The following is a 24,700-nucleotide window of genomic DNA, read 5'->3' on the forward strand; positions in this document are numbered from 1 at the left end:
GCCACGACTGGCAAGCCACCATGAGCCACATCCGGCCCTCCCGGGCCACCTAACAACTTACGGAGCGACCATGCCGACACCCACCCAGGACATCCAGTGGGTCGCCATCCCCGCCGGCCTGACCGCGCAGGACGGCCGGCCGAGGGTGTCGATGTTCGTCGCCCCCCGGCTGCTGGCCGACGCGGCGACCACCCTGCACGACTTCCCCGACTTCCGGAACTGGCCCGAGCGGCTGGCCACCGCCACCTTCAGGTTCGTCGTGACCGACCCCCAGGGCGTCGAGGCCGGGACCGCGTTCGACGCGACGCCCGACTTCGGCGACACCCCACCCGACGGGGCGCTGTGGCAACGGCTGTTCCCCGAGCGGACGCCCGTCGAGCCCTTCACCCCCGACGACCGCACCGACGACGTCTACGTCACCTATCCGGCGGCCGAGGTGGCCGAGGCCCACCGCGCGGAGTTCGCCCAGGTCGCCGCCGCCGCGCCGCGCCACATGCCCACCGTGGCCGACATGAGCGGGCACCTCCGCGCGCTGGCCGCCGAGCAGGACGGCATGAGCACCGCCGAGGGGCTCGCCGCGGCGGACGACCGCATCGCCGCCGCGCTCACCGCGGCACGCGAACGGGCCTCGGGACACCAGAACACCCGCCTCGCCGCGCTCGCCCGCGGGGAGGCGCCCGCCACCCCGCAGTTCGTCACGCTCAGCGAACTCAGCCCTTCCGAGCGGCAGCTCGCCTTCCACCGCCCGGCCAGGTCGGCCGCCATGGCTCCGGCGCCGCCCAGGGCCGTGCGGCAGGACCAGACCATCGACTTCCACCGGATCCTCGCGGCCCTCGGCGACCACCCGTTCCTGCTGCGCCGCCTCGGCCTCGTGCTCGACCTGCTGCTGCCGGCCGGCACCATCGCCCCCGACGGGCCGGGGGAACGCTGCCTGCGCGCCGTGCCCACCTTCACCTCGTTGATGGCCGCCGACGCCACCAGGAACGTCCGCCCGTGCACCTCGTTCACGCTCCGCGCGGACGAGCGGCTGTTCGCCGCCGCCAGCCAGGACGCCCCGGAAGGGCCGCTGCCCCGGGGCCTGCTGGCGCTCCCCGACACGGAGTTCTCCCTCGAACAGAGCGACATCGACGGCGCCGCGCTCAAGACGATCGCGGCCCGGATCACCAGCACCACCCTGGCCGCCCAGACCCCGGTGCGGGAGGCCGGGCAGACCACCGCGCCGGCCTCACCCGCGGCCCGCACCAAGGGCATCGCCCTGGTCCACAACGACCGCGCCCAGGCGCTGCACACGCAGCTGGCGCGGGCGGCGGGCCACGAGGCGAGACTGGTCACCGGCCAGGCCCAGGACCCCGTCGTGGTGCTGCACGCCGAGGACCTGGTGCGCGGCCACCGGGTCGACGTGCGGGACGAACAGCGGAGAGCGTGGTTCTCCCTGCACCGGCGGGACGTCGTCTACAGCGGCCCGGACGGCGCCGACGTGATCGCCACGCACACCGACGAGGGCTTCGTGCAGGACACCCTGGTCGACCAGCCCGACCTGCCTGGCGTGGTCACCGTCCACGAACACGCCGTCACCTGGGACGGCTGGTCGCTGTCGGCGCCGCGCCCCGCCAAGGTGCTCCCGGCGGGCGCCGGCGGGGACGGCGCGGCGGCCGAGGCCGCCGACCAGCCGGAGGCCCTCGACAACAAGCCGGTCGAGGGGCTGCCGCTGCGGATCGAGACCGCGGTGCACCCCGGCTCGCTGCCCAGGCTGCGCTTCGGCCGCGGCTACCGGGTGCGGCTGCGCACCGTCGACCTGGCGGGCAACGGCCTCACGTCGGACGAGGCCGACGCCCTGCTGACCGGCGACCACGACCTGAGCGGGTTGGTGACGCAGCCGACGGGCGAGCCCGAGGTGTTCCAGCGGTTCGACCCGGTGCCGCCGCCAGCCGTCGTGCCGCGCTTCCGCCTCAACGAGGCCGAGTCGGAGCACCGGATGGTGATCCGCAGCGAAGCCGACGTGACCGCCGAGCGGTACGCGGCCCGGTTCAACGACGCGCACGGCGGCCACCCGCCGTACCGGGGCGTGGACGAGCGGCATCTCGTCGCCCCGCGGGCTTCGCTGGAGTGCGTGGAGCGGCACGGCAAGCTCGACGCGGACATGGCCTCCCAGGACCGGGAGGCGCGGCGCCGCGCCTACGACCTCGCCGTCCGGGAGAGCGGGCGGCTCGACGACCCGTCGCTGCCGGGCGTCGAGATCGTCACCGCGCTTCCAGGACCGGACGGGAGCGCCGGCCGGAAATACCCGCTGCACACCGGCGAACAGGCCGTCACCCCCTATCTCCCCGACCCCGTCTCGACCGGGGTGGTGGTGCTCGACCTGCCGAGCGCGGGGGACGACGGCTTCTCCGCCGACTGGGACGGCGCCAGCTGGCACGAGCCGAGGTCGCTGCGGCTGCGGCTCGTCGAGGGCGAGGGGCCGCACCAGTTCGACGCCGGCAGGCGGGTGTTGACGGTGCCGCTGCCGAAGGCCGCCGCGCTCACCCTCCGGGTCTGCTCCCGCCTCGATCTGGCCGCCAACGAGCCGATCCTCGGCGCGTTGACCATGTGCCAGCGGGGGCTGGGCACGACCGGGCAGGACGCGATGGGCACCGTCCATGAGGCGGTCGCCGCCAACCAGCACTGGATGGTGACGCCCTGGCAGGAGATCACCCTCGTGCACGCCGTGCAGCGGCCCCTGGCGGTTCCGGTGCTCGCCTTCGCCCAGGGGCCGGAGCGGCCGCGCGGCGACACGGCCGAGTACCTGGCCGGCACGGTGGACCTGGACGCGGCGAGCACCGAGCGGATCGACATCCTCGCCGAGTGGACCGAGCAGGTCGACGACGGGAAGAGCCTCCCCCTGCCGCCGCCCCTGACCGGCAGGGTGCCGGTCTGCCACATCCCGCTCGCCGTCGCCAGCAACTTCACCTCGCTCGCCACCCCGCCCGACCCGCTGCCCTGCGGGCTCGTCGGCGACCGGCTCACCTTCGACGCCGGCGCCGCGCAGCAGCACGCCCGCGCGGGCGGCGCGGACACCCCGGCGGCCCCGCCGATCCCCGCCAAGCACGAGTTCGGCGACACCAAGCACCGGCTGATCCGCTACCACCCGGTGGCCACCTCGGCCTTCGCCGACCACTTCCCGGCCGACATCGGCAGGGATCCGGACGCGATCTCCACGACCGGCGAGCCGGTCGAGCACGTGGTGCTCAGCAGCGCCCCGCCGACGGCGCCGCACCTGCTGTACTGCGTGCCGACGATCGGCTTCGAGGACGTCGACGCCGACCCGGGCACGACGGTCCGCCGCCGGCGGGGCGGCGGCCTGCGGATCTACCTGGGCCGCCCGTGGTTCTCCTCGGGCGACGGCGAGTTGCTGGGCGTCCTGCTGCACGAGGGCGCCGGGGACCCGCCGCCTGAGGCGCTGCCCTTCGTCACGCTGATGGGGCGGGACCCGATCCACCAGTCCGCGGACGTCGCCCACCCCTCGGCCGCGACCTTCGCTGGCGCGACCGCCGTGCGGCAGGGCGTGCCGCTGGCCGGCGCGGGGCTCCCGGCCGGCTTCACGGTGACGGTCGTCGGCTACGCGCCGGAGTTCGACGCGGACACCGACCGCTGGTTCTGCGACCTGGACCTGGATCCCGGCCCCGGCTATCTGCCGTTCCTGCGGCTGGCGTTGGCCCGGTTCCAGCCGAACTCGGTGACGGGCTGCCACCTGTCGCCCGTGGTGCTCTCCGAGCTGGTCAGGCTGCTGCCGGAACGGCTGCTGACCGTCGTCCGACCGCGTTTCCAGGGCGGTCCGCCGCCGGGTCGCTTCCGCGACCGGATCCGCGAGCGGTTCGGCGGCCACCACGGCGGTCCTGGCCACGACGGCCCCGAGCACGGCCCCGACCACGCTCCTGGGCCGCTGTCGGTGCGGGTCGAGGGTCCCTCGTACGTGCCGGGGCCCAACGGGGCGCCGCGCGTCGTCGCCGTGCTCGAACGGCGCGACCCCGACGTGCCGGACGAAGCGCTCGGCTGGGTCGAGATCCCGGACTCCCGGGTGGAGTTGGCCCGCCAGGACGCGCCGACCGGCGCCGCCTTCACCGGCGAGTTGCCGGTGGCGGGGCACGGCCCTGACGGCGAGGGGCCGGTCCGGCTGATGGTGTTCGAGACGGAGGGCCTGCGGCCGGACAGCGGAACCGACCCGCTGGACCCGACCGAGAACCGGGTCGTCTACTCGGACGTCGTCCCCCTCGGCCGGCCAGGACCGGGACCGGGACACGGCCCGGACGACGGCCCAGGCGACGGCCACGGAGGCCCGCACGACGGCGGGCCACACGGCGGCCCCCACGGCGGTGGGCCGGGTGGCCCCGGCGGCGGTCCAGGTGACGGCCACGGCGGGGGCCACGACGGTGGACCGGGCGACGGCCCGCACGGGGACGGGCCCGGTGGCGGGCCCGGCGGTCCTGGCGGCGGCCACGACGACGGCCAGGGCCGGGGCCGCCACTTCCCCGGCTTCCACCCGTTCCGCGGCCGTGGCGGCGGTGGCGGCGGCCAAGACGGCGGTGGCCACGGCGGCCACGACGGCGGGCACTGACGGCGTTCACCATCAGGAGCAACCGATGTACGCAGGATTCGACCGCATGACCCCGCCCGGCCTCGACTCGGGAGACGGCGACGCCCTGATGCGCGGCGTCCTCGCCAACACCAACCTCCGCTGGGCCGGCTTCTACCTCGGCCACGCCGCCACCCAGGAGACCGACACCGAGTGGACGAAGCCGCGCAACCGCACGCCCAACGTGGCGAGTTGGCGCTACTACCGGTCAGAGGGCTGGGGCCTGGCGCCCCTCGTCCTCGCCCGGCAGTTCCTCGGCACGCTCCCGAACACCCACCCCAACCCGGAGTGGACGGCGGCCAACGGCACCGCCGACGGCCAGCGCCACGTCCGGCGGGCGGTGGCCGCCGAGATCGAGACCGGTGCCACGATCTACCTGGACCTGGAACTCGGCGGGTTCATGAGCACCACCCACTTCCCGGACTATCTGCGCGCGTGGCGCGACGCCGTGGCGGCCGCCGGCTACCGGCCCGGCGTCTACTGCTGGCCGGTCGACGTGCCCCTCGTCGCGCACCACTCCCCCACGATCGCGCTCTGGGTGGTCGACCCGGGCAAGACCCAGCCCCACGTGTACGACGAGGCCACCGGCCGGCTCGCCCTGCCACCGGCGCCCCGGTGGACCGACCCGACCGAGGGCGACTGGGTGCGGCCAGGCTCGATCGCCTTCCAGTTCGCCTGGTACAACGAGAACCGCACGGACGACGCCGGGAACGTCGTCAGCACCTCCCAACTGCCCCTGCCGTCCGGGGTGAAGCGCCCGGTCTTCCGGATCGACTACGACGCCTCCCGGGTGCCCGACCCGGCGCACCCCGAGGACCCGGGCGCCCTGGCGATGGCCGCCTTCCCGCCCGGCGGCCCGGCGCTCTTCGCGGTCTCGCCCGCCGACGTCTTCTGGACGCGGTTCGACGGCGCCTGGGACAGCGGCGCGGGCGAGGACGGCACGCCGTCGAGCGTCGGCGTGCGGGACCTCGGCTACGGTCCCTGGTTCGACACCGCGTCGGCGGCCGCGGTCTCCCGGCGCCCCGAGCACATCGACCTGTTCGGGGTCGGCGTGGACGGCAGCGTGTGGACGTCCTGGGAGAGCCCGACGGAGTCCTCCGTCGACCACCCCTGGACGCTCAACCCCACGATGCCGGCCAGGCCCCGCTCCCCCATCGCGGCCGTCAGCCGCCGGCCGGACCAGCTCGACGTGTTCTTCATCAACACCAGCCACGAGATCGTGACCACCTGGTGGAACCCGAACGACACGGACTGGGCCGTGCACACCGGGCCGATCACCCACGGCTTCGCGATGGCGCCCGGCACCGACCTGACCGCCGTCACCACGCCAGGGGACCCGGACTCCATCGACGTGTTCGCGGTGGACGCCGCCGACCTGCCCCGCTGGGTGCGCTGGAAGCCGGCGACCGGCTGGACCACCGAGACCGTCCCCAACGTGGTGAACGTCGACCCGCGCCTCGGGGTGCGCGCGGCCCACCACGGCGGCCGGTTGCACCTGCTGGTGCCCGGCCGGGACGGCTCGGTCAGCCACCTGCTGCGCGGCGCCCCCGACCACGGCTCGCCCGACGCCTGGTCCCTCGCCTTCGCCATCCCCCAACCCCCGTCCACATCCCGCCCGGTGGCGCTCCGCCTGCTGAGCGTGGGCGACCTGCTCGTGGCGATCGCGATCACCGCCAGGGCCGAACTGGTGTGGACGGCCTGGAACGGCATCAGCTGGACGCTCCCGGGGGTGGACGTGGGTGGGGTGCCGTACAGCACCTGCGGTCGGCTGGCGGCGGTGCGGGTGGACGACCAGACCGTCGACATCGCCCTCCCCAACGGCAACCGCAAGCTGATGGTTCGCCGGCTGCGCCGCGATCCGTTCAACCCCGTCATGCCGTTCAGCGCGACGACGTCGTGGGAGACGGTGCTCGCCTGACGCCGTGTCATCCGTCACGATCGCAACTCTGGACGCCTCGAGACCCCTCCCTCTACATTGCCGACAGGCAATGATCAGGTGCATGCCACCCATGCCACCATCCCCCCACAAGGGAGTCGAAGTGGGCCCAACAGGCTTGAACCGCCGAACCGCGATAGCGGCCGGCCTCGGCACCACGCTGGCCGCCGCCATGACCCGGCCGGCCACGGCCGCCGAGGCGGCCGCCGCGGCCGACGAACCCGCCCTCGCCGCCGCGGTGGACGACCCGGCCAAGGACGCCGCGCCCTACCACCGCGCCTTCGCCCTGTTCCGCAGCGCCAACATGTCGTCCCCCGACCGGCTCTCCTCAGGAGTCGGCTTCCACTCGTTCCGGATCCCGGCCGTGGTCACCACGAGCACCGGCCGGATCCTGGCGTTCGCGGAGGGACGCCGGCACAACAACAAGGACTTCGGCGACGTCAACCTCGTCTACAAGCGGACCAGGACCGCCACCGACCACGGCGCCGACCCGGGCGACTGGGAGTCGCTGCGCGAGGTCGTCGGCTCGGGGAACGGCACCTGGGGCAACCCGACGCCGGTCGTGGACGGCTCCACGATCTACCTCTTCATGTCGTGGAACGCGGGCGACCGCAGCTTCTCGGGCAACGAACTCCTGCCGGACGGCACCCACACCAAGAAGGTCGACGCCACCGACGCGGGCCGCCGCCACCTCTACCTCAGCCGGTCGACCGACGACGGCGCCACCTGGACGACGCCGCAGCGGCTGACCTCGCAGCTCACCCCGGCCGGCTGGGCGTGGGACGCCGTCGGCCCCGGCAACGGCATCCGGATGCGGTCAGGGGAACTGGTGATCCCGGCCCAGGGCCGCAACATCGTCGGCCGCGGCACCGCGGGCAACCGGACCTGGACCTACCAACCGCTGCCCCAGACCTACAACGAGGGCACCGTCACCCAGACCCCGGACGGCAACCTCTACCGCAACGACCGGCCGCTCGACGGCGACTACCGGATGGTCGCCCGCGGCACCCTGAACAGCTTCGGCGCGTTCGCCGCCGACAACGGCCTGCCCGACCCGATGTGCCAGGGCTCGGTGCTCGCCTACAACATCGACGCGCCGGCCCGCACCATCTTCCTCAACTCGGCGCACGTCAGCAGCCGCCGCTACCTCCGGGTGCGGATCAGCTACGACGCCGACGCCCGCACCTACACCTACGGCCGCCACCTCACCGACGCCCCGGTGTCCGGGGTCGGCGAGGAGGGCGGCTACACCAGCCTGACCAAGACCGCCGACTACCGCATCGGCGCCCTGGTCGAGACCGACTTCTTCAACGACGGCACCGGCGGCGACTCCTACCGCGCGCTCCTCTGGCGCCGCTTCAACCTCTCCTGGATCCTCAACGGCCCGAACACCTGACGGCCGCCCCCGCCCCCAGGCGCGGCTCACGCGTGCCGCACCCGGGGCGCGGGCCGCCGGGAGGCCCTGAGCAGCCCGAGGCCCACCACCGCGAGCACCGAGAGCACGATCCCGATGAAGAGGTCGAACGGGCGCGGCCCCGCCACCCTGGTGTTGCCGAGGCCGAGCAGGAACGGCCCGGCGATCATCCAGCCGCCGGCCAGCAGGATCACCAGGTCGTTCCTGATCCCACCGCCGCTGGAGAGCCGTGAGCCCGCCACGAAGACCACGATCAGGCCCACCACCAGCTCGTTGATGAAGGCGTCCCGGTCGGCGTCCGCCATCTGACCGGCCACCCAGGGCCCGAAGAACAGGGCGGCCCCGCTGATCAGCATCAGCACGCCCAGAACGTCGTCGTGCTGCCCCTTCCGCACCAGCCTGCGCCGGGCGTCCGCGGCCTCCGCGTCCTTCCGCGCCATGATCGATCCCCTCACCTCAGCGGCGAAACGCCAGCCGAGTACCCGACCCGCCCCCGACCACACCTGTCACGGGGCGCGTCCCGCCGGTGTCCCATGGTCGACCGCCACGGCACGAGGTGAAGGAACACCCGATGGAACCCCGATTCGACCTGATGACCAACGAGCTCGGCGCGAAGATCGCCAAGCGGATCTACAACGTCGCCCTGGCGATCCTCCAGTCGCCGCTGCCGCAGGAAACCCAGAACCTGGTGATGCTGCGCGCCAGCCAGATCAACGGCTGCGGCTTCTGCGTGGACTACCACGCCAAGGACGCCACCGCCGCCGGCGAGGACCCGACCCGGCTGAACCTGGTCGCCGCCTGGCGCGAGTCCACGGTCTTCACCGACGCCGAGCGCGCCGCGCTGGCCCTCACCGAGGAGGGCACCCGCATCGCCGACGCCCACCCCGGCGTCTCCGACGACACCTGGGCCCGGGCCCGCGCCCACTACGACGACGACCGGCTCGCCGCCCTGGTCTCCCTGATCAACGCCAACAACCGCCTCAACGTCATCGTCCACAACCCTGGCGGCTCCTACCACCCGAACCAGTTCGCCGCCCTCGCCGACCGACCCACCACACGACCCCGCCCTCACCCCCGCGGCCCGCGGGGGCGGGCGGGTGCGGTGCGCTCCGACGCCTTCGCGAGGAGGAGTGGCCCCCTGGCGTCAGCCGCCCGGTCCGACGGTCCCCGGCCCGGATACGCTGCGTGGATGATCGCTATACCGGAGGAGTTCGCCACCGGGACCGTGGCGCGTGAGGGCGAGCGGGGCGCGGCGTGGCTCGGTGAGTTGCCAGCGATCGTCGGTGAGTTGGTGGAGCGCTGGGGCTGCGCGCCGGACGGCGAGGTCATGCACGGTGGCGTCGCCGTCGTGGTGCCCGTGCGGCGCGCGGGCGGGGGCGCCGCCGTGCTGAAGGTGTCGTTCCCGCACCCGGGCAACGCCCACGAGCCCGACGCCTTCGCGGCCTGGGCCGGGCACGGCGCCGTCCGGCTGTACGAGCGGGACGACGACCGGTTCGCGATGCTGCTCGAGCGGGCGGGGACGACGACCCTGGCCGAGGTCGCGGACGGCGACGAGGTCCTGCGGACCGCGGGACAGCTCAGCCGGCGACTCACCGTCCCCGCCCCGCCAGGACTCCCCCGGCTGCGGGGGCAGGCCGACGCCTGGGAGGAGGAACTGCGCCGGGACGCCGCGGAGTTGTCGCACCCGCTCACCCCCGAGGTGCTGGCAGCGGCGACCGCGACCGTCCGCGAACTGGGCCGTGACCAGCCGGACACCGTCATCCACGGCGACCTCCACCCGCGCAACATCCTCCGCGCCGAGCGCGAGCCCTGGCTGGCCGTCGACCCCAAGGGCCTGGCCGGCGACCCGGCCTACGACGCCGGCACCCTGCTCAAGGTGTTCGCCCTGCGGCTGCTCGACAGCGACGACCTGCCCAGGGCCCTGCGCCGCACCCTCGACGTCTACTCGGAGGCCGCGGGACTCGACCGCGAACGCGTCCGCCGCTGGACCCAACTCCACGCCGTCCAGGCCGCGTTCTGGGCCCGCCGACACGGCTTCCGCAGGGCCCGCGGCGGCCCCGAGCTGGACCGGATCACGGCGTTCGCCGACGGGGTGGCGGCACTGCTCACGGTGCCGGGGGGCCTCACTGCATGGCACTGACCGGCGGGTGGTCGGCGTCGGCGGGGCAGCGGTATATCTGCATGGTGTAGCTCCGGCCGATGTCGACCATCGTCGGCTCGTTCCGCTCCGGGTACGGCGCCTCCCGGTCGGCGCCGGCGAGGCACTCCAGCGGCCGCCAGCTGCCGCTGCCCCCGTCCCACTCGGTGCCGCCCACGGTGAGCAGCGGCTCCACGAGCGTGCCGCACCGCTCGCACGTCAACGGCGCGTCCAGCTCGCAGAAGGTCCATGGCGCCGGCCAGCCGCCCACCTTCCACCCGGGAGCCACCGACAGCGCCCCCTGGTAGGAGACCTCCGCGTCGGGTGGCCACTCCGCGTGGACCCGGGCCGCGAGCTCGCCGGGCAGCACGTCGGCCGCGGCGTACTCGGTGGCCCGCTCAGGACGCAGCACGCACGGCTCGGGCACGAAGTCACCCATGCCGATCACGTCGGGCTCGGGGACCTCGACCAGCGGCGTGACCACCTCGGCCGCGCGGCGCCATCGCAGCCGCACGCCCGGCAGACAGTCGTCACCGTGCATGAAGGGGCACCACAGGACCTGGAGCAGGTCCTTGCCCGGCGGGCACGGCAGATCGGGCACGTCCGCCGCGCGCAGCTGCGCGACGGGCAGCAGCGGCACCGGCTCGGGCGGCAGGCACTCGCCGGGGAGACCTGCGTGGATCCGATCCACCTGCTCCTTCTCCTCGGGCGTCAGCAGGTTGACGCGCGGCTCGCGGGGCCGCGCCCACGCCTCGGCGAGGATGCGCCGCAGCTCGCGCACGTCGTCGAGCGTGGTGAGGGACCGCTCCAGGTGCGCCTCGGAGCAGACCGGCCATGGCTCGTGGGCGGGCCAGAGCAGCGGCCCGCCCACCGAGCTCTCGTGGACGCCCGGGTTGCCAGGGCGCGGGTGCAGCCGGGTCGTGCTCCGCGCCCAGGCGGCCAGCTCGGGAACGACCTCCGTGACATTCACGGGTCGCGGTGGCGTCGTCCAACTCACGGGGCTCATCGGGTGCCTTCCTGTCTCGCTCTCCCCGATGAAAGCACCCGCCACTGACAGTCGCCGCGCCACCGCCGCCCGCGTGCACGTCGGTCGGCCGTCAGGTCGCGACGCAGCTGATCCCGCTCGGCGCCGTCGAGGAGGCGCCGCTGACGGTGAACCCGAAGGTCACCGTCCCGTTGGGCGCGAGGGCGCCGTTCCACTGGGTGTTGCGCACCGTGATGGCCCCGCTGGTCCCGCTCTGCTGGCCGTTCCACAGGTTGCTGATGGACTGTCCCGGCGCCAGGGTCAGGCCGACGGACCAGCCGGTCAGCGCGGCGCCCGAGGTGTTGGTGACCGTCACCTCGCCCTGGAAGCCGCCCGACCAGCTGTTGACCGTGCGGTAGCCGGCGCCGCAGGCGTCGCCAGGACCGCCGGGATCACCGCCCGTGGTGCCGCCGACGGTGGTGCCCCCGACCGTCGTGCCGCCCGCGTCACCGCCGCCCGTGGTCGTGGTGCCGGACGTCGTGCCGGACGTCGTGCCGCCCGTGGTGCCGGTGTCGGTGAGGGTCGGCGTCTGCCAGTTGCGCCACGCCGACAGGTTGCCGGACTTCGAGGCGGCGACCCGGAACACCCCGGGCGCACTGCCGGTGTTGAACAGGAACCGCTGGATGCTCTGCTGCAACGGGGCCCGCCACTCCGACCTGACCGCGCAGTGGTTGCCGTCCGAGACGTCGGACCAGTAGCTGATGTTGCTCGTCGCGCCGAGCGCCCGGTAGACCTCGGCCCCGCCGAGCGCCGCCACGCTCCCCGACCTGGCGCCCAGCCAGTCGATGTGCGGGTTCTCCATGACGAACAGGCCACGCGGCGCGACCATGCCCACCATCTGGTGCGTGTCCACCGGCAGCGCGTTCGGGTTGCCGGTGTAGGAGCCGAACGCGTCGCCGAGCCAGGGCTGTTCCGAGTAGGCGCTGCTCAGCGGCTGGGCCCCGCTCTCCCCCGGGATCCCCCGCAGGATGGGCGCCCCCGCGCTGCCCGACTCGATCGGCATGGTCAGCGCGACCCGCTGGTCGAACGCGCCGGCCACGAAGGCGCCCTTGCCGAACCGCGAGCAGCCCGTGACGCCGGTGGCGTCGGCCCGCAGGATGCCGCCGCCCGACTGCTCGATGACGTCGATGATCCGGCTCACCCCCCAGGACCAGGCCATCAGCAGCCCCGTGCCGCTCTGGGCGCCGTAGACGCTGTAGAACGCGCCCTGCTTGTTGTTGCGCGGCGTCCCCTCGCGTCCGACGGTGTACGGGTCGAAGTTGATGACGGCGGCCCCTGACGCCTTGATGGTGGCGGTGTCGGCGCCGAAGCCGCCGAAGACCACGACGGCCGGGAAGGGGCCGGAGCCGCTCGGCAGCTCGACGCTCGCCGAGAAGCTCGAACTCCGGCCCTGGTGCGACACGTTCACCGTGATGCCGGTCCGCGAGACGGTGCCGGTCACGCTGTCGGGTCGGGCCGGCTTCTGCCCGTAGACGGTCCGTTCCGCCAGCTCCCGGATCTCGGCCCGCCGGCAGCGCCAGTCGGCCCTGGTGGTGATCCGGGTGCCGTCGATCCTGGTGAACGGGTCGGGCAGCAGCGAGTTGGCGGCCGGGCCGCTGTCGGGCACCGGGCAGTCGGCGCCTTCGTCCTCCACGGCCGCGATGCCGGGTGCCGCCGCGATCGCCGCGACCTGCGCGGCGGCGGGGGTCGGGCCGCCGGTGGCGACGGCGCCCGGTACGAGGGTGAGGGTGGCCAGACTGGCTACGGTCCCGAAGACCGCCACGGCCCAGGCCCGAGGCCGGTACCGCCGAAATCCGAGGATGCGCATGGGAGACCTCCGTGTCCCGTACGGAGTTATGGGAGCGCTCCCATGCTAGGAACGGGCCCGGTACATGACAACAGTCGAGACGCGTTCGACTGAGGTTGGCGGGATAACGGCACCGCCGCCGCCCGACACGGCACCGCCGCCCGGCGCGGGACCGCCGGGCGGCGGTGGGGGCGCGGCGGGCGCGGTGTGGGCCGGCCCGCCGCCGATCGTGGTTACGGCGTGACCACCCGGCCGCCGAAGGTCACCACGAGGCGACCGTCGGAGGCGAGGGACCAGCCGAGCGCGCCCGAGTAGGTGGCGCAGCGGGAGCCGTTGGTGCCGGTGTCCCACTGGTTGGAGCTGTCGGAGTTGCCGATGATCCGGTCGTTGGAGCCGCTGTCGCAGGAGGTGTTGTTGCGGAACACCGAGGTGCCGGCGTCGAAGTTGAAGTTGCGCTCCTCGCTGCGGATGCTCACGTTGTTCGAGATGGTCATCGAGCCCGGGTTCCGGTTGTAGGTGAACCCGTGCTGGCCGTTGTCGACGGCGATGTTGCGCCGGATGACGTGGTTGATCGGGACGTCCTCGCCGCCGAGCTTGTAGCCGTTGCGGTCGCCGTTGGAGAGCTGGGTGCCGTCGCTGAGGGTGCCGTTCTCGTAGGAGAGGGAGTCCTCGATGGTCACCGCGCCGATCGGCTCCTCGTCGGCGTAGGTGTAGAGGTCCCAGCCGTCGTCGGCGTTGTTGTGGGAGACGGCGTAGCGGAAGACGTTGCCGCTGCCGACGGTGAGCTTGGCCGCGAAGCCGTCCGCGTCCTCGCCGTCGGAGTCGGCGTTGTCGTGCGACTCGGCGCTCAGCACGAGGTTGTTGGCCGGCCACTGGGCGCGCGGGGTGCTGGAGGAGATCCGGGCGATCTGCAGGCCGGTGTCACGGTTGTAGCGCGTGACGGTGCGCTCCAGGATGTTGTTGTTGCCGCCGACGAAGATGCCGTTGTCCCCGGCGCGCTCGACGGTGATGCCGTAGACGTGCCAGTAGTTGCCGTTCACGGCGAGCCCGCGGTTCGACGAACTCTCGCTCTGCGCCGAGAAGTTGAACACCGGCCGCTCACCGTTGTAGCCCGTCAGCCGGGTGCGGGCGCTGGAGGTGCCGTTGTTGCCCGCCGGGATGGTGACGGTCGACGAGAAGTTGTAGGTGCCGCCGCGCACGTAGATCGTCCCGCCGGGGTCGACGCGGCTGATCGCCGAGGTGAGCGTGGTGGGCGCCGATATGGTGCCGGCCGCGCCGTCGGTGCCGTTCGGTGCCACGTACACGGTCGCGAGCGCGGCCTCGATCGGCGCGGCCTGGGCGGTGCCGACGGTGGCCAGTCCCGCGACGGCGGCGAGCAGACCGGCGCACCAGGTCGTCGCCATCGTCCTCGTGTTCTTTCGTGCGGGCATGCCTTGCCTTCCTTCCATGACGACTACTCGTGGGGGTGGGCGCGGCGCACGCCTCGTCTCCCGGCGGGGCAGGGCGTGCCGGACCGCCGGGCCAGGTCGGTCTCGGGGCGTGCGCGGTGCGCAGTAGACGGAGGAGTGACAGGGGATCGGTAGCTGCTCACCTGCGGCGCGCGGCTCGGGCAGGGACAGGCTAGGTCGGCCGGTGTGGACGATGAGGGGCGGAGTGTGCACTATCGCGCGCTGCCGCCCCGTCCCTCTCCTGGCGGACCGGGCCTACGAGCGGGTAGCGGTGCCGAGGACGTGGGAGATGGGCGGGATGAGCGTCGTCGGGGCGAAGGCGAAGTGGTCGACCTCGTCGACGGTGAACCCCGCCCGGCGGATGGCGGTTTCGGTGTCCCGGTTCGGGTGGCAGCCGCCGGCGCTCCGCCGCCACAGCGGCGTGACCGCGTCCTCGAGCAGCGCCGCCCAGCGGCGCGGCGAGCGCACGTGCTCGTAGAAGCGGAGCTGCCCGCCGGGCCGCAGCACCCGGGCGGCCTCCGCCAGGGCGGCGGCCTGGCCGTCGACGCTGCAGAGCACGAGCGAGAAGACGACGGCGTCGAACTCGCCGTCCTCGCCCGGCAGTCGGCCGGCATGCCCCGGGCGGACGACCACCGGGACGGGCGCCGTGACGGCCTCCCGCTCGGCCACGGCCCGCAGGGTGTCGTCCGGTTCCAGGGCGACGACCTCCCGCGCGGTGGCGGGATAGTGCGGGAAGTTGCGGCCCTGCCCGGCGCCGACCTCCAGCACCCGGCCGCGCACCCCGGCCAGCAGCCGCCGCCGGTGCGCGGCGCCGCCGCGCCGGTCCGTCTGCTCCGCGATGCGGAGGTAGGCCCGCGCGAACCGCGGGTTCTGGAGCGGCGCGGGGCGGCGGGTCACCGCGCGCCCGCCGGGAGGGTGCGGTCGAACAGGTCGATCAGGGCGGCCCAGTGGCGTTCCGCCGCCTCGTGGTCGTAGGCGGCGGTGTCGGATTGGGTGAAGCCGTGCTGAGCGCCGGCATAGACCTCGGCGCGGTGGCGGACGCCGGCGGTGGTCAGGGCCCGGTCGAGGCGGGCGATCATCTCCGGGGTGTTGTTGGAGTCCTGGTCGGCGTGGCCGAAGTACAGCTCGGCGGTGATGCGGTCGGCCAGCAGGTGCGGGCTGTCCTCGTCCTCGGTGGCGAGGCGCGCGCCGTGGAAGCCGGCCGTGGCGGCGATCCGTTCTGGGTAACTGCCTACGGTGCGGAGGGCGAGGCCCGCACCCATGCAGTAGCCGGTGACGCCGACCTGCCCGTCCGTCGTCAGCGGGGAGGCGGCCAGCCAGTCCAGGTAGGCACCGGCGTCCCGCATCGCCGCCTCGGGGGTGAGGGTGGCGGCGGCGGGCCTGATCTGCTGGAAGATCTCGGGGCGTTGGGCGAGGTCGATGTAGTCGGGGAGGTCGACGACGGGCGCTCGCTTGTAGCGGTGGAAGACATTGGGGACCAGCACGGTGTAGCCGGCCGAGGCCAACCGGTCGGCCATCGCCCGCAGGTGCGGGCGCAGCCCGAAGGCGTCCATGTAGAACAGCACGGCCGGGTGGGGGCCGCCGCCGTCGGGATGGACGAGATAGGAGTCGGCCGCGCCGTCGGGCGTGGGGACGTCGAGGAACGAACCACTGACGTGGGGCATGGGGGGAACCTCTCTCGTGGGCGAGTGAGTGCGGCCGAGCGTCACACTAGTCATCGCGGCCTGCCCCGTTGTGCTGGCGTTCCGCCCTTTGCCTGCGGAAGCGCCGTCCCGCGTGCTGGGCTCGTTCTCGGCGTCACCGACGGGAGAGCGAGGGGCACCGGATGAGCGTGGACAAGGCGGCCGCCGTTGAGGACTCGGCGCGGGCGGCCCTGGGGGCAGCCCTGCGGTTCCTGCGAGCGAAGGCGGAGAAGTCGCTCGGCCAACTGGCCCAGGACACTGGGTACGAGAAGAGCTATCTGTACCGGCTGGAGATGGCGGAGCGCATCTCCAAGCGGGTGATCATGGAGGACCTGGACGCGTACTACGGCTCGGGCGATCTGCTGGTGACACTGTGGAAGGTGGCACGGCTCGAAGCATTCAAGGACCAGTACAAGGCGTTCATGCGGCTGGAGTCCACCGCCACGATCATGCACAAGTACATGCTGACCATCCCCGGGCTGCTCCAGACCGAGCCTTTCGCGAGGGCCGTGCTGTCCCTCTGGCCCGGGCACTCCGAGGAGGAGTTGGAAGAGCAGGTCGTGGCGCGGATGGGCCGCAAGGAACTGCTGCAGCGGAAGCCGCCTCCGACGATGCGGGTGATCCTCGACGAGTCGGTGCTGCGGTGTCCGGTGGCGGACCGGGAGGTCTGGGGCGACCAGTTGGCGCACCTGCTCCAGTCGGCGATGGAGCCCTCGATCACCCTCCAGGTGCTCCCGCTGGCGGCGGGTTCCCACCCGCTCCGAGGGTGTGGATCCCTCTCGCTGCTCTGGCAGGGAGACAAGGACCTCGTCGCCCATCTGGAGAGCAATGTGTCCGGCCAACTGCTGGACGAGGACGACGACTTGCACAACTACCGGCTGGCCTACGACATCGTGCGAGACTTGGCGCTGCCACCAGCCGAGTCCTTCGCATTCATCGAGCGCGTACTGAAGGAGCACCAGGAATGAGTGACACGTTCGGCGTCACCTGGCGCAAGTCGAGCTACAGCGACGGCGGGGACGGCAACTGCCTGGAGGTCGCAGACGGGCTGCCCGGCCTCATCCCCGTCCGGGACAGCAAGGACCCGCACGGGGCCGAACTCGCGTTCCCGGCCGCCGCTTGGAACCCGTTCATCGCCGCCCTGCGGAGGTAGCCCCGGCGGCATCGGCGCGTTCCCGTCGCGTCCTGCGGGCGGGCACCTTGGTCAGACCGGGAGCACCTGGACCTCGTACTGCGGAATCCGCTTGTCCCTTGTCACCAAGGTCATCCCTTCGATCTGGCTCTGGGCGACCAACAGCCGATCGAAAGGATCCCGATGGATCTCCGGGAGCCGACCGGCCCGGACCCCGTGTCCGGCGGTGATGGGTAGGCTGGAGAACTGGCTGTCGCGCACTCGTTCAGCCAGGTCCTCCGGGCCTTGAAGTTTCCCGACGGACTGCTTGATGGCGATCTCCCATGGCGAGACCGCGCTCACATACACGGCGGGCTCGGTGTCCAGAAGATCCTTGATCTCAGCGGACAGCTCAGGAGAGTCGTCCATCCACCACAGGACGACATGGGTGTCGAGGAGCAGCCGCATCAGCGCGCCCCGAGGGCGTCGGCCAGGTCGTCTGGCAGCTCGTCGAAGTCCTCCGCGATGTGGATGCGGCCCTTGAGGGCCCCGCGTCCCGTCCGCCGCACCTTCGGACGCAGCGGAACGACCTTCGCTACCGGATGACCCGCCTTGCTGATCACCACTTCCTCGCCTGTCGCGACCTGCTCCAAGATCCGGGAGAAGTGGGTCTTGGCCTCGTGAACGTTGTACTGATGTGCGGCTTCCATGAGGGCCCTCACAACGGAGTGGGTACGATCGAGCACCGGGTGGACTAAGTATCGGACTAACTCTACCTCGGTTTCCGGCCCGCAGGCATGCCCGGTAGGGCGCCTGGGCCGATCAGACGCCCTGGCGGGCCGGCGTAGCCGCCGCGAGCAGGCCGCGGACGGCCTCGATCGCCGCGTTCGTCAGGGCCGGGTCGGCGCCGGGGCGGGCGCGGGCGCTGAGGCGGACGGCGGGGGCGGCCGGTAGGTCGTCGCGTCGTTCCAGGCCGTCCGGGTGCGGGCCGACGGCCGCCAGCAGGGCGGCGCCAAGGCCGGCGCGCGTCGCGTCCAACACCCCCGCGAGGTAGCCGGCGTCGCAGACCACCGCGGCGGGGATGCCGTGGTCGGACAGCACGCTCAGCGCCCGGTGCCGGATGGTGCACGGCTCCTGGACGGCGACCAGCGGCAGCGGCCCCGGGGGCGCCGGCGGTGCCCAGCCGGGCACCGCGTACCAGGCGAGCGGCAGCGCCCCGGCCGGCACGCCGGGGGTGGCGGCGGCCTCGGCCACGTAGACGGCGACGTCGACCGCGCCGCGGTCGACGGCCTCGACGAGGCGGGCGGAGCGGTCGATCCGGAACCGCACCTGGGCCTGGGGGCACACGGCCCGCACCGCGTCGGCGAGCACCGGGAGGATCTGGTCGGCGGCGTGTTCCGTGGAGCCGATGGTGACGGTCGTCGCGGCCGGGTCCGCGCCGCACAGCCGCCGGACGGCGGCGTCGTGCACGCCGACGATCCGGCGGGCCTCCTCGACCAGCGCCTCGCCGTCGGGGGTGAACCGGGTGCGGCGGCCGTCCCGTTCGACGACGGGGCGGCCCAACGTCTTCTCCAGCCGCCTGACATGCTGGCTGACGGCGGACTGGCTCAGGGCCAGCGCCTGCGCGGCACGGTGGAAGCCGCCGTGGTCCGCGATGGCGAGCAGGCTGCGCAGGGTGACGATGTCCAGTACCGGTCCCATGTTCGAACGGTAGCAGCGATCGATCAGTGATCGTGATCGGTTTTGATGGCGAATCGTCGTTGGACGGATCGGGGCAGCGGCGGTCATTCTGGGTGCATGCTGCGTGCCACGCTCGGGGCGGCCCACGAGTCGCGCCCCTTTGACGCCGGACGGCGGTCGGAGTCCCCGGCCCTGCCGTCCGGCGCGATGCTGACGCAGCGCCGCGCGGTCGACTTCGGCCGCGTGTGCTCCGCCCGCTGTCGCGGCTGAGGCGCGCTCTCTTCTCTCCTCACCCCCCTCTCCCTTCACCGTCTTCGCGTGCTGTCCCCGTGCCCCGCCCATGCCGTGGGTCGTGCCGGCCCGCGCCGCTGACGCCTGCCGTGTCACCGAATCGAGGCTCCGATGACCCACGCCCTCTACAGCTGGGACGAACCTGCCGAACTCGCCGCCCGCGGCACCGTGTTCGTGCTGCCGGGACGCGGCGAGCACGGGGGCGTGTACGAACGTCTCGGCCGCCGGCTGGCGTTCGACGCGTACCGGGTGCGGGCCCTGGACGACGCGGCCGACGCGGCCGGGTCGCTGCCGGGGCTGCTCGCCGACGCGGGGCCCGGGCCCAGGGTGCTGCTCGGGGCGGACACCGGCGCCCGGCGGGCGATCGCCCTCGCCGCCGACCGCGAGGTCGCGGTGGACGCCCTCGTGCTGGCCGGCCTGCCCACCGGGCGGAACACCGCGCCGGCGGCCACCGACTGGGAGGCGGAACTGGACCTGCGCACCGCCTGCCCCACCCACCGCGGCCGCCTCACCGCCGACCCGGCCTTCCGGCGCGGCGCCCTGGTCGACGGGCCGCTCGACCCCCCGCCCGCGCTGGACCGGGTGACCGTGCCCGTGCTCGCGCTGCACGGCGCCGACGACACCGTCAGCCCGCTCGCCGACGCCCGCCGCGTCTACAGCGGGATTCCCGGGGTGCACCTGGTCGGCCTGGCCGGCACCCGGCACGACGTGCTCAACGACGTGACGCACCGCACCGCGGCCGCCACCCTCGTGCTCTTCCTGGAGCGGCTGCGGCTCTCCCCGGACGTGCCGCCCATCGCGATCCCGGAGTCCGGCGACCGGCACGGGGTGGCCGCATGACCGCCACCGTCACCGTCTCCGTCGCCGAGCTGCGCGCGGCCCTGGACTCCGCAGACCCACCCCTGGTCCTCGACGTCCGCTGGGCGCTCGGCGACCCGCACGGCCGCGCGCACCACCGCGCGGGACACGTTCCGGGCGCCATCTACGTGGACCTGGACACCGAGTTGGCCGCCCCGCCGAGCGCCGCCGGCGGCCGGCATCCGCTGCCGGACCCGGCCGACCTCCAGGCCGCCGCCCGACGCCTCGGCCTCACCGAGGGGCGGGCCGTCGTCGTGTACGACGACGCCGGCGGCCTGGCGGCGGCCCGCGCCTGGTGGCTGCTGCGCTGGGCCGGCGTCGCCGACGTCCGGCTGCTGGACGGCGCGTTGGCGGCCTGGCGGGCCGCCGGACTTCCGCTGCGCGCCGGGGACGAGGCACCGGGTCCGCCGGGGAACGTCCGGCTCAAGCCCGGCCGGCTGCCCGTGCTCACCGCGGACCAGGCCGCCGCGCTCGCCCGCGACGGGCTGCTGCTCGACGCCCGCGCCGCCGAGAGCTACCGCGGCGAGACCGAGCCGGTCGACCCGCGCGCCGGCCACATCCCCGGCGCGGTCAGCGCCCCCACCGGCGACAACCTCGACGCCGCCGGCCGCTTCCTGCCTCCCGCCGCGCTCGCCGCGCGGTTCGCGGCGCTCGGCGCCCGGGACGGCGCCACCGTCGGCGTCTACTGCGGTTCCGGCGTCACCGCGGCGCACCAGGCCGCGGCCCTCGCCGTCGCGGGCTTCGACGCCGCCCTCTACCCCGGGTCCTGGTCCGCCTGGTCGGCAGACCCGGATCGCCCCGCCGCCACCGGGCCGCACCCCGGCTGACACGGCCCGCCCCGCCCGCCCCGCCCCCCGTTGCGAAAGGCCCCCATGTCCCTCCAGGAACAGTCCCCGCCGGGCGCCGCCCCACCGACGTCCGCCCCCGCCGAACCCCTGCCGGCGGATCGCGTCACCATCCGCCCGGCGGCCGGCCGCGCCCGGCGCGGGCCACGCGTGCCCCGGCCGTTGCGCCGGGCCACCGGGCCCGTCGGGCTGCTGCTCGTCTGGTACCTCGCGGGCGTCACCGGGCTCCTCGCCGACGACGTGCTGGCGTCCCCGGTCGACGTCGTGCGGCGCGGCTGGGAGTTGACCAGGTCGGGTGAACTGCCCGACGCCATCGGCGCGTCCGCCCTCCGGGCCGGCACCGGCTTCCTGATCGGCGCCACCGTGGCACTGACCCTGGCGCTGCTCGCGGGGCTCTTCCGGGTCGGCGAGGACGTCGTGGACTCCTCGATGGGCATGCTGCGGGCGATCCCCTGGGTCGGCCTGATCCCGCTGTTCATCGTGTGGTTCGGCATCGACGAGACGCCGAAGATCGCGCTGGTCGCCCTCGGCGTGACCTACCCGCTCTACTTCAACATCTACGGCGGCATCCGCTCCACGGACGCCCAACTGGTCGAGGCAGGACGGATGGTGGGCCTTGGCCGGCTCGCCCTGATCCGGTACGTGATCCTGCCGTCCGCGCTGCCCGGCGCCCTGGTCGGGCTGCGCTACGCGCTGTCCACCGCCTGGCTGGCCCTGGTCTTCGCGGAGCAGGTCAACGCGTCCGAGGGCATCGGCCACCTGATGAGCAACGCCCAGCAGTACTTCCGCACCGACGTGATCGTGCTCTGCCTGGCCGTCTACGCCGTGCTCGGGCTGCTCTGCGACTTCACGGTCCGGCTGCTCGGCCGCTACCTGCTCGCCTGGCGGGCCTCCTTCGACGGCGACGGGGCGTGAACCACATGAACGCGACCACCACGACCTCCGCGCCGAGCGTCGACGTGCGGGGCCTGACCAGGGCGTTCGACGGCCGCACCGTCATCGACGGCCTCGATCTGACCATCGGGCGCGGCGAGTTCGTCGCCCTGCTGGGGCACAGCGGCTGCGGCAAGTCCACCCTGCTGCGGGTGCTGGCCGGGCTCGACGACGAGATCGGCGGCCGGGTGACCGTGCCGGCGCGCCGCTCCGTCGCCTTCCAGTCGCCCCGGCTGATGCCGTGGCTCAAAGTCTGGCGCAACGTCGTCCTCGGGCTGCCGGGGCGTCCCGACCCCGAACTCGCCGGCCGCTACCTGGCCGAGGTCGGCATGACGGGTCACGCCACGGCGTGGCCCAAGACCCTCTCGGGCGGCGAGGCACAGCGCGTCTCGCTGGCCCGTGCGCTGGTGCGGGAGCCCGAACTGCTGTTGCTGGACGAGCCGTTCGGCGCGCTGGACGCGCTGACCAGGGGCCGCGCGCAGCGGTTGGTCGGTGAGCTGTGGCAGCGGCACCGCTGCGCGATCCTGCTCGTCACCCACGACGTGGAGGAGGCGCTGCTCCTCGCCGACCGCGTCCTGGTCATGGACGGCGGCTCCATCGCCCATGAGATCACCGTCGACCTGCCGCGCCCGCGCGGCGTCGGCAGCACCGAACTGGTCCGCCTGCGCGGCCGGTTGCTGTCCTGGCTCGGCGTCTCCGACGAGCCGTCCCCCGTCCCCGCACCCGAGAAGTGAGAACCATGCGCACCACGATCAGAGCCCTGCTCGCCGCCGTCGTCCTCGTCGGCGCCGCCGCCTGCGGCTCGGACGGCGCCGACGACGGCCGGTCGGGAGCGGCGTCGGACGGCTCGCCGCTCTCCGACGTCACCGTCACCCTGGGCGACCAGGCCGGCAACCTCCAGACCCTGGCCAGCGCGGCCGGCGTCCTCGACGACACCCCCTACGACGTCGAGTGGGCCGAGTTCGAGGGCGCGGCCCCGCTCTTCCAGGCCGTGCAGGGCGGCGCTGTCGACACCGGCTACGCCGCCGACCTGCCGACCCTCCAGGCGATCAGCGGCGGCGTTCCGCTCCAGGCCGTCGCCGCGATCCGCAACGACGGCTCGGGCACGGCCATCCTGGTCCAGCCCGACTCGCCGATCAGGGACGTGCGCGACCTCGCCGGCCGGCAGGTCGTCGTGTCGTCGGCCCAGGGCTCCATCGCCGAGTACCTGCTGGCCCGCGCCCTGGAACAGGCCGGGCTCTCCTACGACGACGTCGACGTCCAGTACCTGCTGCCGACCGACGCGCAGGCCGCGTTCGCCTCCGGCCAGATCGACGCCTGGGCCATCTTCGGCGCCTACCAGCACGGCGCGGTGGAGAACGGCGCCCGCACCCTGGTTACCGGCGAGAACGGGTTGACCAGCGGCTACGGCTTCATCACCGCCACCGAGGACGCCCTCGCGGACGAGGGCAGGCGCGCGGCGCTGACCGACGTGCTCGACCGGCTCGCCCAGGCGTTCTCCTGGGCCGCCGACCATCCCGACGAGTACGCCCGGGTGATCCAGGAGGAGAACGGCGCCTCCGAGTTCGTCGCCGAGCGCCTGTCGCACTCCTCCTACCAGGAGTTGGGCCCGCCCGGCGACGAGGCGGTGGCCGCCGTCCAGGAGGTCGCCGACACGATGCACGCCATCGGCGTGCTCGACCCGAACGTCACCGTCGCCGACCACGTCGACGGCTCGCTCTTCGCCAACTGACCACGGAACGGACTGCCATGCCCGTCGAGTTCATCAGCGCCATCCACCCCAACCCCGCCACCGACGGCAACCCCACCGCCGGCTCCGGCATCGACCCCGAGCACACCAGGCGCTACGCCCGCGCCCTGGACGACGGCGGGTTCGACTACACCCTGGTCGCCTACCACTCGGCCTCGCCCGACGCGCTGCAACTCGCCCAGTTCGTCGCCACCCACACCGAGCGGCTGCGGCCGATGCTCGCGCACCGGCCAGGCGTCGTCTTCCCCACCCACGCCGCCCGGGCCTTCGCCACGCTCGACCGGATCAGCCGGGGCCGGCTCGCCCTCCACATCATCTCCGGCGGCAGCGACGAGGAGCAGCGCCGCGAGGGCGACTACCTGAGCAAGAGCGAGCGGTACGACCGCTCCGAGGAGTACATCGAGATCCTGCGCCGGGTGTGGGACGCGGACGGCCCGGTCTCCCACCACGGCACGCACTACCGCTTCGAGGGCTTCCGCTCCGACGTCCGCCCGGTGCGCGGCACCATCCCGATCTCGGTCGGGGGTTCGTCGGCCGAGGCCTACCGGGTCGGCGGCCGGCAGGGCGACATCTTCGGGCTGTGGGGCGAGCCGTTGAAGGAGACCGCCGAGCAGATCGCGGCGGTCAACCACCAGGCGGAGCTGGTGGGCCGGCCGCACCCCAGGATCTGGGTCTCGTTCCGGCCGATCATCGCGCCCACCGACGAGCTGGCCTGGGAGAAGGCGCACCGGATCCTCGGCCAGGTGCGGGCGGGCCACGCGGAGCGGGCCAGGAGCCGGCACTACCCGGCGGTCGGCCAGGGCGTCCCGGCCAACGCCGGCTCGCGGCGGCTCCTCGACGTCGCGGCCCGCGGCGAGCTCCACGACCGGGCGCTGTGGACGCCGCTGGTCACCGCCACGAACGCCGCTGGCAGTTCGACGGCGCTGGTCGGCTCCCCCGAGACGGTGGCCGCCGCGCTCCTCGACTACGTCGACATCGGCTGCGAGCTGCTGTCCATCCGCGGCTACGACCCGCTCAACGACGCGATCGACTCGGCCCGGCACGTGCTGCCGCTGCTGCGGCAGGAACTCGCCCACCGGGCGGCTGGCGCCGCGGCTTGAGCGACGGCCCGACGTGCGCGGCGGCTGGCGCCGCGGCCTCAGCGACGGGGCAGCGTGCCGCGCCGGGCGCGAGGCGCGCTACCGCCCGGGCGCGGG

At 73.8% G+C, this 24,700-nt stretch carries 20 protein-coding genes and 2 pseudogenes; 13 read left to right on the forward strand and 9 right to left on the reverse strand.

The window, feature by feature from the left end:
• The first annotated feature begins 70 nt into the window (after positions 1-70).
• The 3 genes from ACYVPE_RS19605 (at position 71) to ACYVPE_RS19615 (ending at position 7,941) form a co-directional block, all read left to right on the forward strand.
• Positions 71-4,591, forward strand: a complete 4,521-nt coding sequence (locus tag ACYVPE_RS19605) for a hypothetical protein (protein WP_461034943.1) — start codon at positions 71-73, stop codon at positions 4,589-4,591.
• A 25-nt stretch (positions 4,592-4,616) separates the two neighbouring features.
• Positions 4,617-6,527 carry a glycoside hydrolase domain-containing protein gene (locus ACYVPE_RS19610; RefSeq protein WP_461034944.1) on the forward strand — a complete coding sequence of 637 codons (1,911 nt, stop codon included), beginning with the start codon at positions 4,617-4,619 and terminating at the stop codon, positions 6,525-6,527.
• Between the two features lie 136 nt (positions 6,528-6,663).
• Positions 6,664-7,941 carry an exo-alpha-sialidase gene (locus ACYVPE_RS19615; RefSeq protein ID WP_461034945.1) on the forward strand — a complete coding sequence of 426 codons (1,278 nt, stop codon included), beginning with the start codon at positions 6,664-6,666 and terminating at the stop codon, positions 7,939-7,941.
• A gap of 26 nt (positions 7,942-7,967) precedes the next feature.
• Here ACYVPE_RS19615 and ACYVPE_RS19620 read toward each other — a convergent pair whose 3' ends face one another.
• Entirely contained in the window at positions 7,968-8,399 is a 432-nt protein-coding gene (locus ACYVPE_RS19620; RefSeq protein WP_461034946.1) for an SPW repeat domain-containing protein, read from the reverse strand.
• 131 nt (positions 8,400-8,530) lie between these two features.
• Here ACYVPE_RS19620 and ACYVPE_RS19625 point away from each other — a divergent pair.
• Positions 8,531-8,995, forward strand: a pseudogene (locus ACYVPE_RS19625) (carboxymuconolactone decarboxylase family protein); the annotation flags it as partial.
• Between the two features lie 153 nt (positions 8,996-9,148).
• Positions 9,149-10,099, forward strand: a complete 951-nt coding sequence (locus ACYVPE_RS19630; RefSeq protein WP_461034963.1) for an aminoglycoside phosphotransferase family protein — start codon at positions 9,149-9,151, stop codon at positions 10,097-10,099.
• Here ACYVPE_RS19630 and ACYVPE_RS19635 read toward each other — a convergent pair.
• From ACYVPE_RS19635 to ACYVPE_RS19655, 5 genes and pseudogenes are all read right to left on the reverse strand, one after another.
• Positions 10,083-11,102, reverse strand: a complete 1,020-nt coding sequence (locus ACYVPE_RS19635) for a hypothetical protein (RefSeq protein WP_461034947.1) — start codon at positions 11,100-11,102, stop codon at positions 10,083-10,085. The two genes, ACYVPE_RS19630 and ACYVPE_RS19635, sit on opposite strands and share 17 nt — an antisense overlap.
• 91 nt (positions 11,103-11,193) lie before the next feature.
• The gene (locus ACYVPE_RS19640) at positions 11,194-12,927 is read right to left on the reverse strand and encodes a glucuronyl esterase domain-containing protein (protein ID WP_461034948.1); all 1,734 of its coding nucleotides are present in this window, start codon (positions 12,925-12,927) and stop codon (positions 11,194-11,196) included.
• A 212-nt stretch (positions 12,928-13,139) separates the two neighbouring features.
• Positions 13,140-14,213 (reverse strand): annotated as a pseudogene (locus ACYVPE_RS19645) (silent information regulator protein Sir2); the annotation flags it as partial.
• Positions 14,214-14,609: 396 nt separating this feature from the next.
• Positions 14,610-15,251, reverse strand: a complete 642-nt coding sequence (locus ACYVPE_RS19650) for a class I SAM-dependent methyltransferase (RefSeq protein WP_461034949.1) — start codon at positions 15,249-15,251, stop codon at positions 14,610-14,612.
• A complete protein-coding gene (locus ACYVPE_RS19655; protein WP_461034950.1) occupies positions 15,248-16,018 on the reverse strand; it encodes a dienelactone hydrolase family protein in 771 nt (256 codons plus the stop codon). Before ACYVPE_RS19655 ends, ACYVPE_RS19650 begins: the two co-directional genes overlap by 4 nt.
• A 161-nt stretch (positions 16,019-16,179) precedes the next feature.
• Between ACYVPE_RS19655 and ACYVPE_RS19660 the strand changes: the two genes are divergently transcribed.
• Positions 16,180-17,004 carry a DUF5753 domain-containing protein gene (locus tag ACYVPE_RS19660; protein ID WP_461034951.1) on the forward strand — a complete coding sequence of 275 codons (825 nt, stop codon included), beginning with the start codon at positions 16,180-16,182 and terminating at the stop codon, positions 17,002-17,004.
• Positions 17,001-17,189 carry a DUF397 domain-containing protein gene (locus ACYVPE_RS19665; RefSeq protein ID WP_461034952.1) on the forward strand — a complete coding sequence of 63 codons (189 nt, stop codon included), beginning with the start codon at positions 17,001-17,003 and terminating at the stop codon, positions 17,187-17,189. Before ACYVPE_RS19660 ends, ACYVPE_RS19665 begins: the two co-directional genes overlap by 4 nt.
• A gap of 51 nt (positions 17,190-17,240) precedes the next feature.
• On the opposite strand, the gene ACYVPE_RS19670 is transcribed toward ACYVPE_RS19665, so the two are convergent.
• The 3 genes from ACYVPE_RS19670 to ACYVPE_RS19680 all read right to left on the reverse strand — a co-directional run bounded on the left by ACYVPE_RS19670 (position 17,241) and on the right by ACYVPE_RS19680 (position 18,848).
• Positions 17,241-17,615 (reverse strand): type II toxin-antitoxin system VapC family toxin, encoded by a 375-nt coding sequence (locus ACYVPE_RS19670; protein ID WP_461034953.1) that lies wholly within the window; start codon positions 17,613-17,615, stop codon positions 17,241-17,243.
• Entirely contained in the window at positions 17,615-17,857 is a 243-nt protein-coding gene (locus ACYVPE_RS19675) for a type II toxin-antitoxin system Phd/YefM family antitoxin (protein WP_461034954.1), read from the reverse strand. The genes ACYVPE_RS19670 and ACYVPE_RS19675 overlap by 1 nt, the downstream gene beginning before the upstream one ends.
• Positions 17,858-17,969: 112 nt before the next feature.
• Positions 17,970-18,848, reverse strand: a complete 879-nt coding sequence (locus tag ACYVPE_RS19680) for a LysR family transcriptional regulator (RefSeq protein ID WP_461034955.1) — start codon at positions 18,846-18,848, stop codon at positions 17,970-17,972.
• A gap of 381 nt (positions 18,849-19,229) precedes the next feature.
• Here ACYVPE_RS19680 and ACYVPE_RS19685 point away from each other — a divergent pair, with 381 nt between their 5' ends.
• Genes ACYVPE_RS19685 through ACYVPE_RS19710 form a run of 6 tightly spaced genes read left to right on the forward strand, consistent with a single transcriptional unit; the run spans position 19,230 to position 24,604 of the window.
• Positions 19,230-19,958, forward strand: coding sequence for an alpha/beta hydrolase (locus ACYVPE_RS19685; RefSeq protein ID WP_461034956.1), 729 nt, complete (start codon positions 19,230-19,232; stop codon positions 19,956-19,958).
• Positions 19,955-20,803, forward strand: coding sequence for a sulfurtransferase (locus ACYVPE_RS19690; RefSeq protein WP_461034957.1), 849 nt, complete (start codon positions 19,955-19,957; stop codon positions 20,801-20,803). Before ACYVPE_RS19685 ends, ACYVPE_RS19690 begins: the two co-directional genes overlap by 4 nt.
• Positions 20,804-20,848: 45 nt before the next feature.
• Complete coding sequence (locus ACYVPE_RS19695) at positions 20,849-21,736, forward strand: ABC transporter permease (RefSeq protein ID WP_461034958.1); 888 nt, start codon at positions 20,849-20,851, stop codon at positions 21,734-21,736.
• 5 nt (positions 21,737-21,741) lie between these two features.
• Positions 21,742-22,488, forward strand: coding sequence for an ABC transporter ATP-binding protein (locus tag ACYVPE_RS19700; RefSeq protein ID WP_461034959.1), 747 nt, complete (start codon positions 21,742-21,744; stop codon positions 22,486-22,488).
• 5 nt (positions 22,489-22,493) lie between these two features.
• Positions 22,494-23,486, forward strand: coding sequence for an ABC transporter substrate-binding protein (locus tag ACYVPE_RS19705; RefSeq protein ID WP_461034960.1), 993 nt, complete (start codon positions 22,494-22,496; stop codon positions 23,484-23,486).
• A 17-nt stretch (positions 23,487-23,503) separates the two neighbouring features.
• Positions 23,504-24,604, forward strand: coding sequence for an LLM class flavin-dependent oxidoreductase (locus tag ACYVPE_RS19710; protein ID WP_461034961.1), 1,101 nt, complete (start codon positions 23,504-23,506; stop codon positions 24,602-24,604).
• Positions 24,605-24,700: the final 96 nt, after the last annotated feature.

Source organism: Streptomyces mayteni, from assembly GCF_054783955.1.

What these genes read in the sequence shown, in the direction of transcription:
- ACYVPE_RS19630 (WP_461034963.1), top strand. Translation starts at nt 9,149, where the DNA reads ATGATCGCTATACCGGAGGAGTTCGCCACCGGGACCGTGGCGCGTGAG.
- ACYVPE_RS19620 (WP_461034946.1), bottom strand. Translation starts at nt 8,399, where the DNA reads ATGGCGCGGAAGGACGCGGAGGCCGCGGACGCCCGGCGCAGGCTGGTG.
- ACYVPE_RS19700 (WP_461034959.1), top strand. Translation starts at nt 21,742, where the DNA reads ATGAACGCGACCACCACGACCTCCGCGCCGAGCGTCGACGTGCGGGGC.
- ACYVPE_RS19660 (WP_461034951.1), top strand. Translation starts at nt 16,180, where the DNA reads ATGAGCGTGGACAAGGCGGCCGCCGTTGAGGACTCGGCGCGGGCGGCC.
- ACYVPE_RS19670 (WP_461034953.1), bottom strand. Translation starts at nt 17,615, where the DNA reads ATGCGGCTGCTCCTCGACACCCATGTCGTCCTGTGGTGGATGGACGAC.
- ACYVPE_RS19685 (WP_461034956.1), top strand. Translation starts at nt 19,230, where the DNA reads ATGACCCACGCCCTCTACAGCTGGGACGAACCTGCCGAACTCGCCGCC.
- ACYVPE_RS19690 (WP_461034957.1), top strand. Translation starts at nt 19,955, where the DNA reads ATGACCGCCACCGTCACCGTCTCCGTCGCCGAGCTGCGCGCGGCCCTG.
- ACYVPE_RS19605 (WP_461034943.1), top strand. Translation starts at nt 71, where the DNA reads ATGCCGACACCCACCCAGGACATCCAGTGGGTCGCCATCCCCGCCGGC.
- ACYVPE_RS19610 (WP_461034944.1), top strand. Translation starts at nt 4,617, where the DNA reads ATGTACGCAGGATTCGACCGCATGACCCCGCCCGGCCTCGACTCGGGA.
- ACYVPE_RS19665 (WP_461034952.1), top strand. Translation starts at nt 17,001, where the DNA reads ATGAGTGACACGTTCGGCGTCACCTGGCGCAAGTCGAGCTACAGCGAC.
- ACYVPE_RS19710 (WP_461034961.1), top strand. Translation starts at nt 23,504, where the DNA reads ATGCCCGTCGAGTTCATCAGCGCCATCCACCCCAACCCCGCCACCGAC.
- ACYVPE_RS19635 (WP_461034947.1), bottom strand. Translation starts at nt 11,102, where the DNA reads ATGAGCCCCGTGAGTTGGACGACGCCACCGCGACCCGTGAATGTCACG.
- ACYVPE_RS19695 (WP_461034958.1), top strand. Translation starts at nt 20,849, where the DNA reads ATGTCCCTCCAGGAACAGTCCCCGCCGGGCGCCGCCCCACCGACGTCC.
- ACYVPE_RS19655 (WP_461034950.1), bottom strand. Translation starts at nt 16,018, where the DNA reads ATGCCCCACGTCAGTGGTTCGTTCCTCGACGTCCCCACGCCCGACGGC.
- ACYVPE_RS19680 (WP_461034955.1), bottom strand. Translation starts at nt 18,848, where the DNA reads ATGGGACCGGTACTGGACATCGTCACCCTGCGCAGCCTGCTCGCCATC.
- ACYVPE_RS19705 (WP_461034960.1), top strand. Translation starts at nt 22,494, where the DNA reads ATGCGCACCACGATCAGAGCCCTGCTCGCCGCCGTCGTCCTCGTCGGC.
- ACYVPE_RS19675 (WP_461034954.1), bottom strand. Translation starts at nt 17,857, where the DNA reads ATGGAAGCCGCACATCAGTACAACGTTCACGAGGCCAAGACCCACTTC.
- ACYVPE_RS19640 (WP_461034948.1), bottom strand. Translation starts at nt 12,927, where the DNA reads ATGCGCATCCTCGGATTTCGGCGGTACCGGCCTCGGGCCTGGGCCGTG.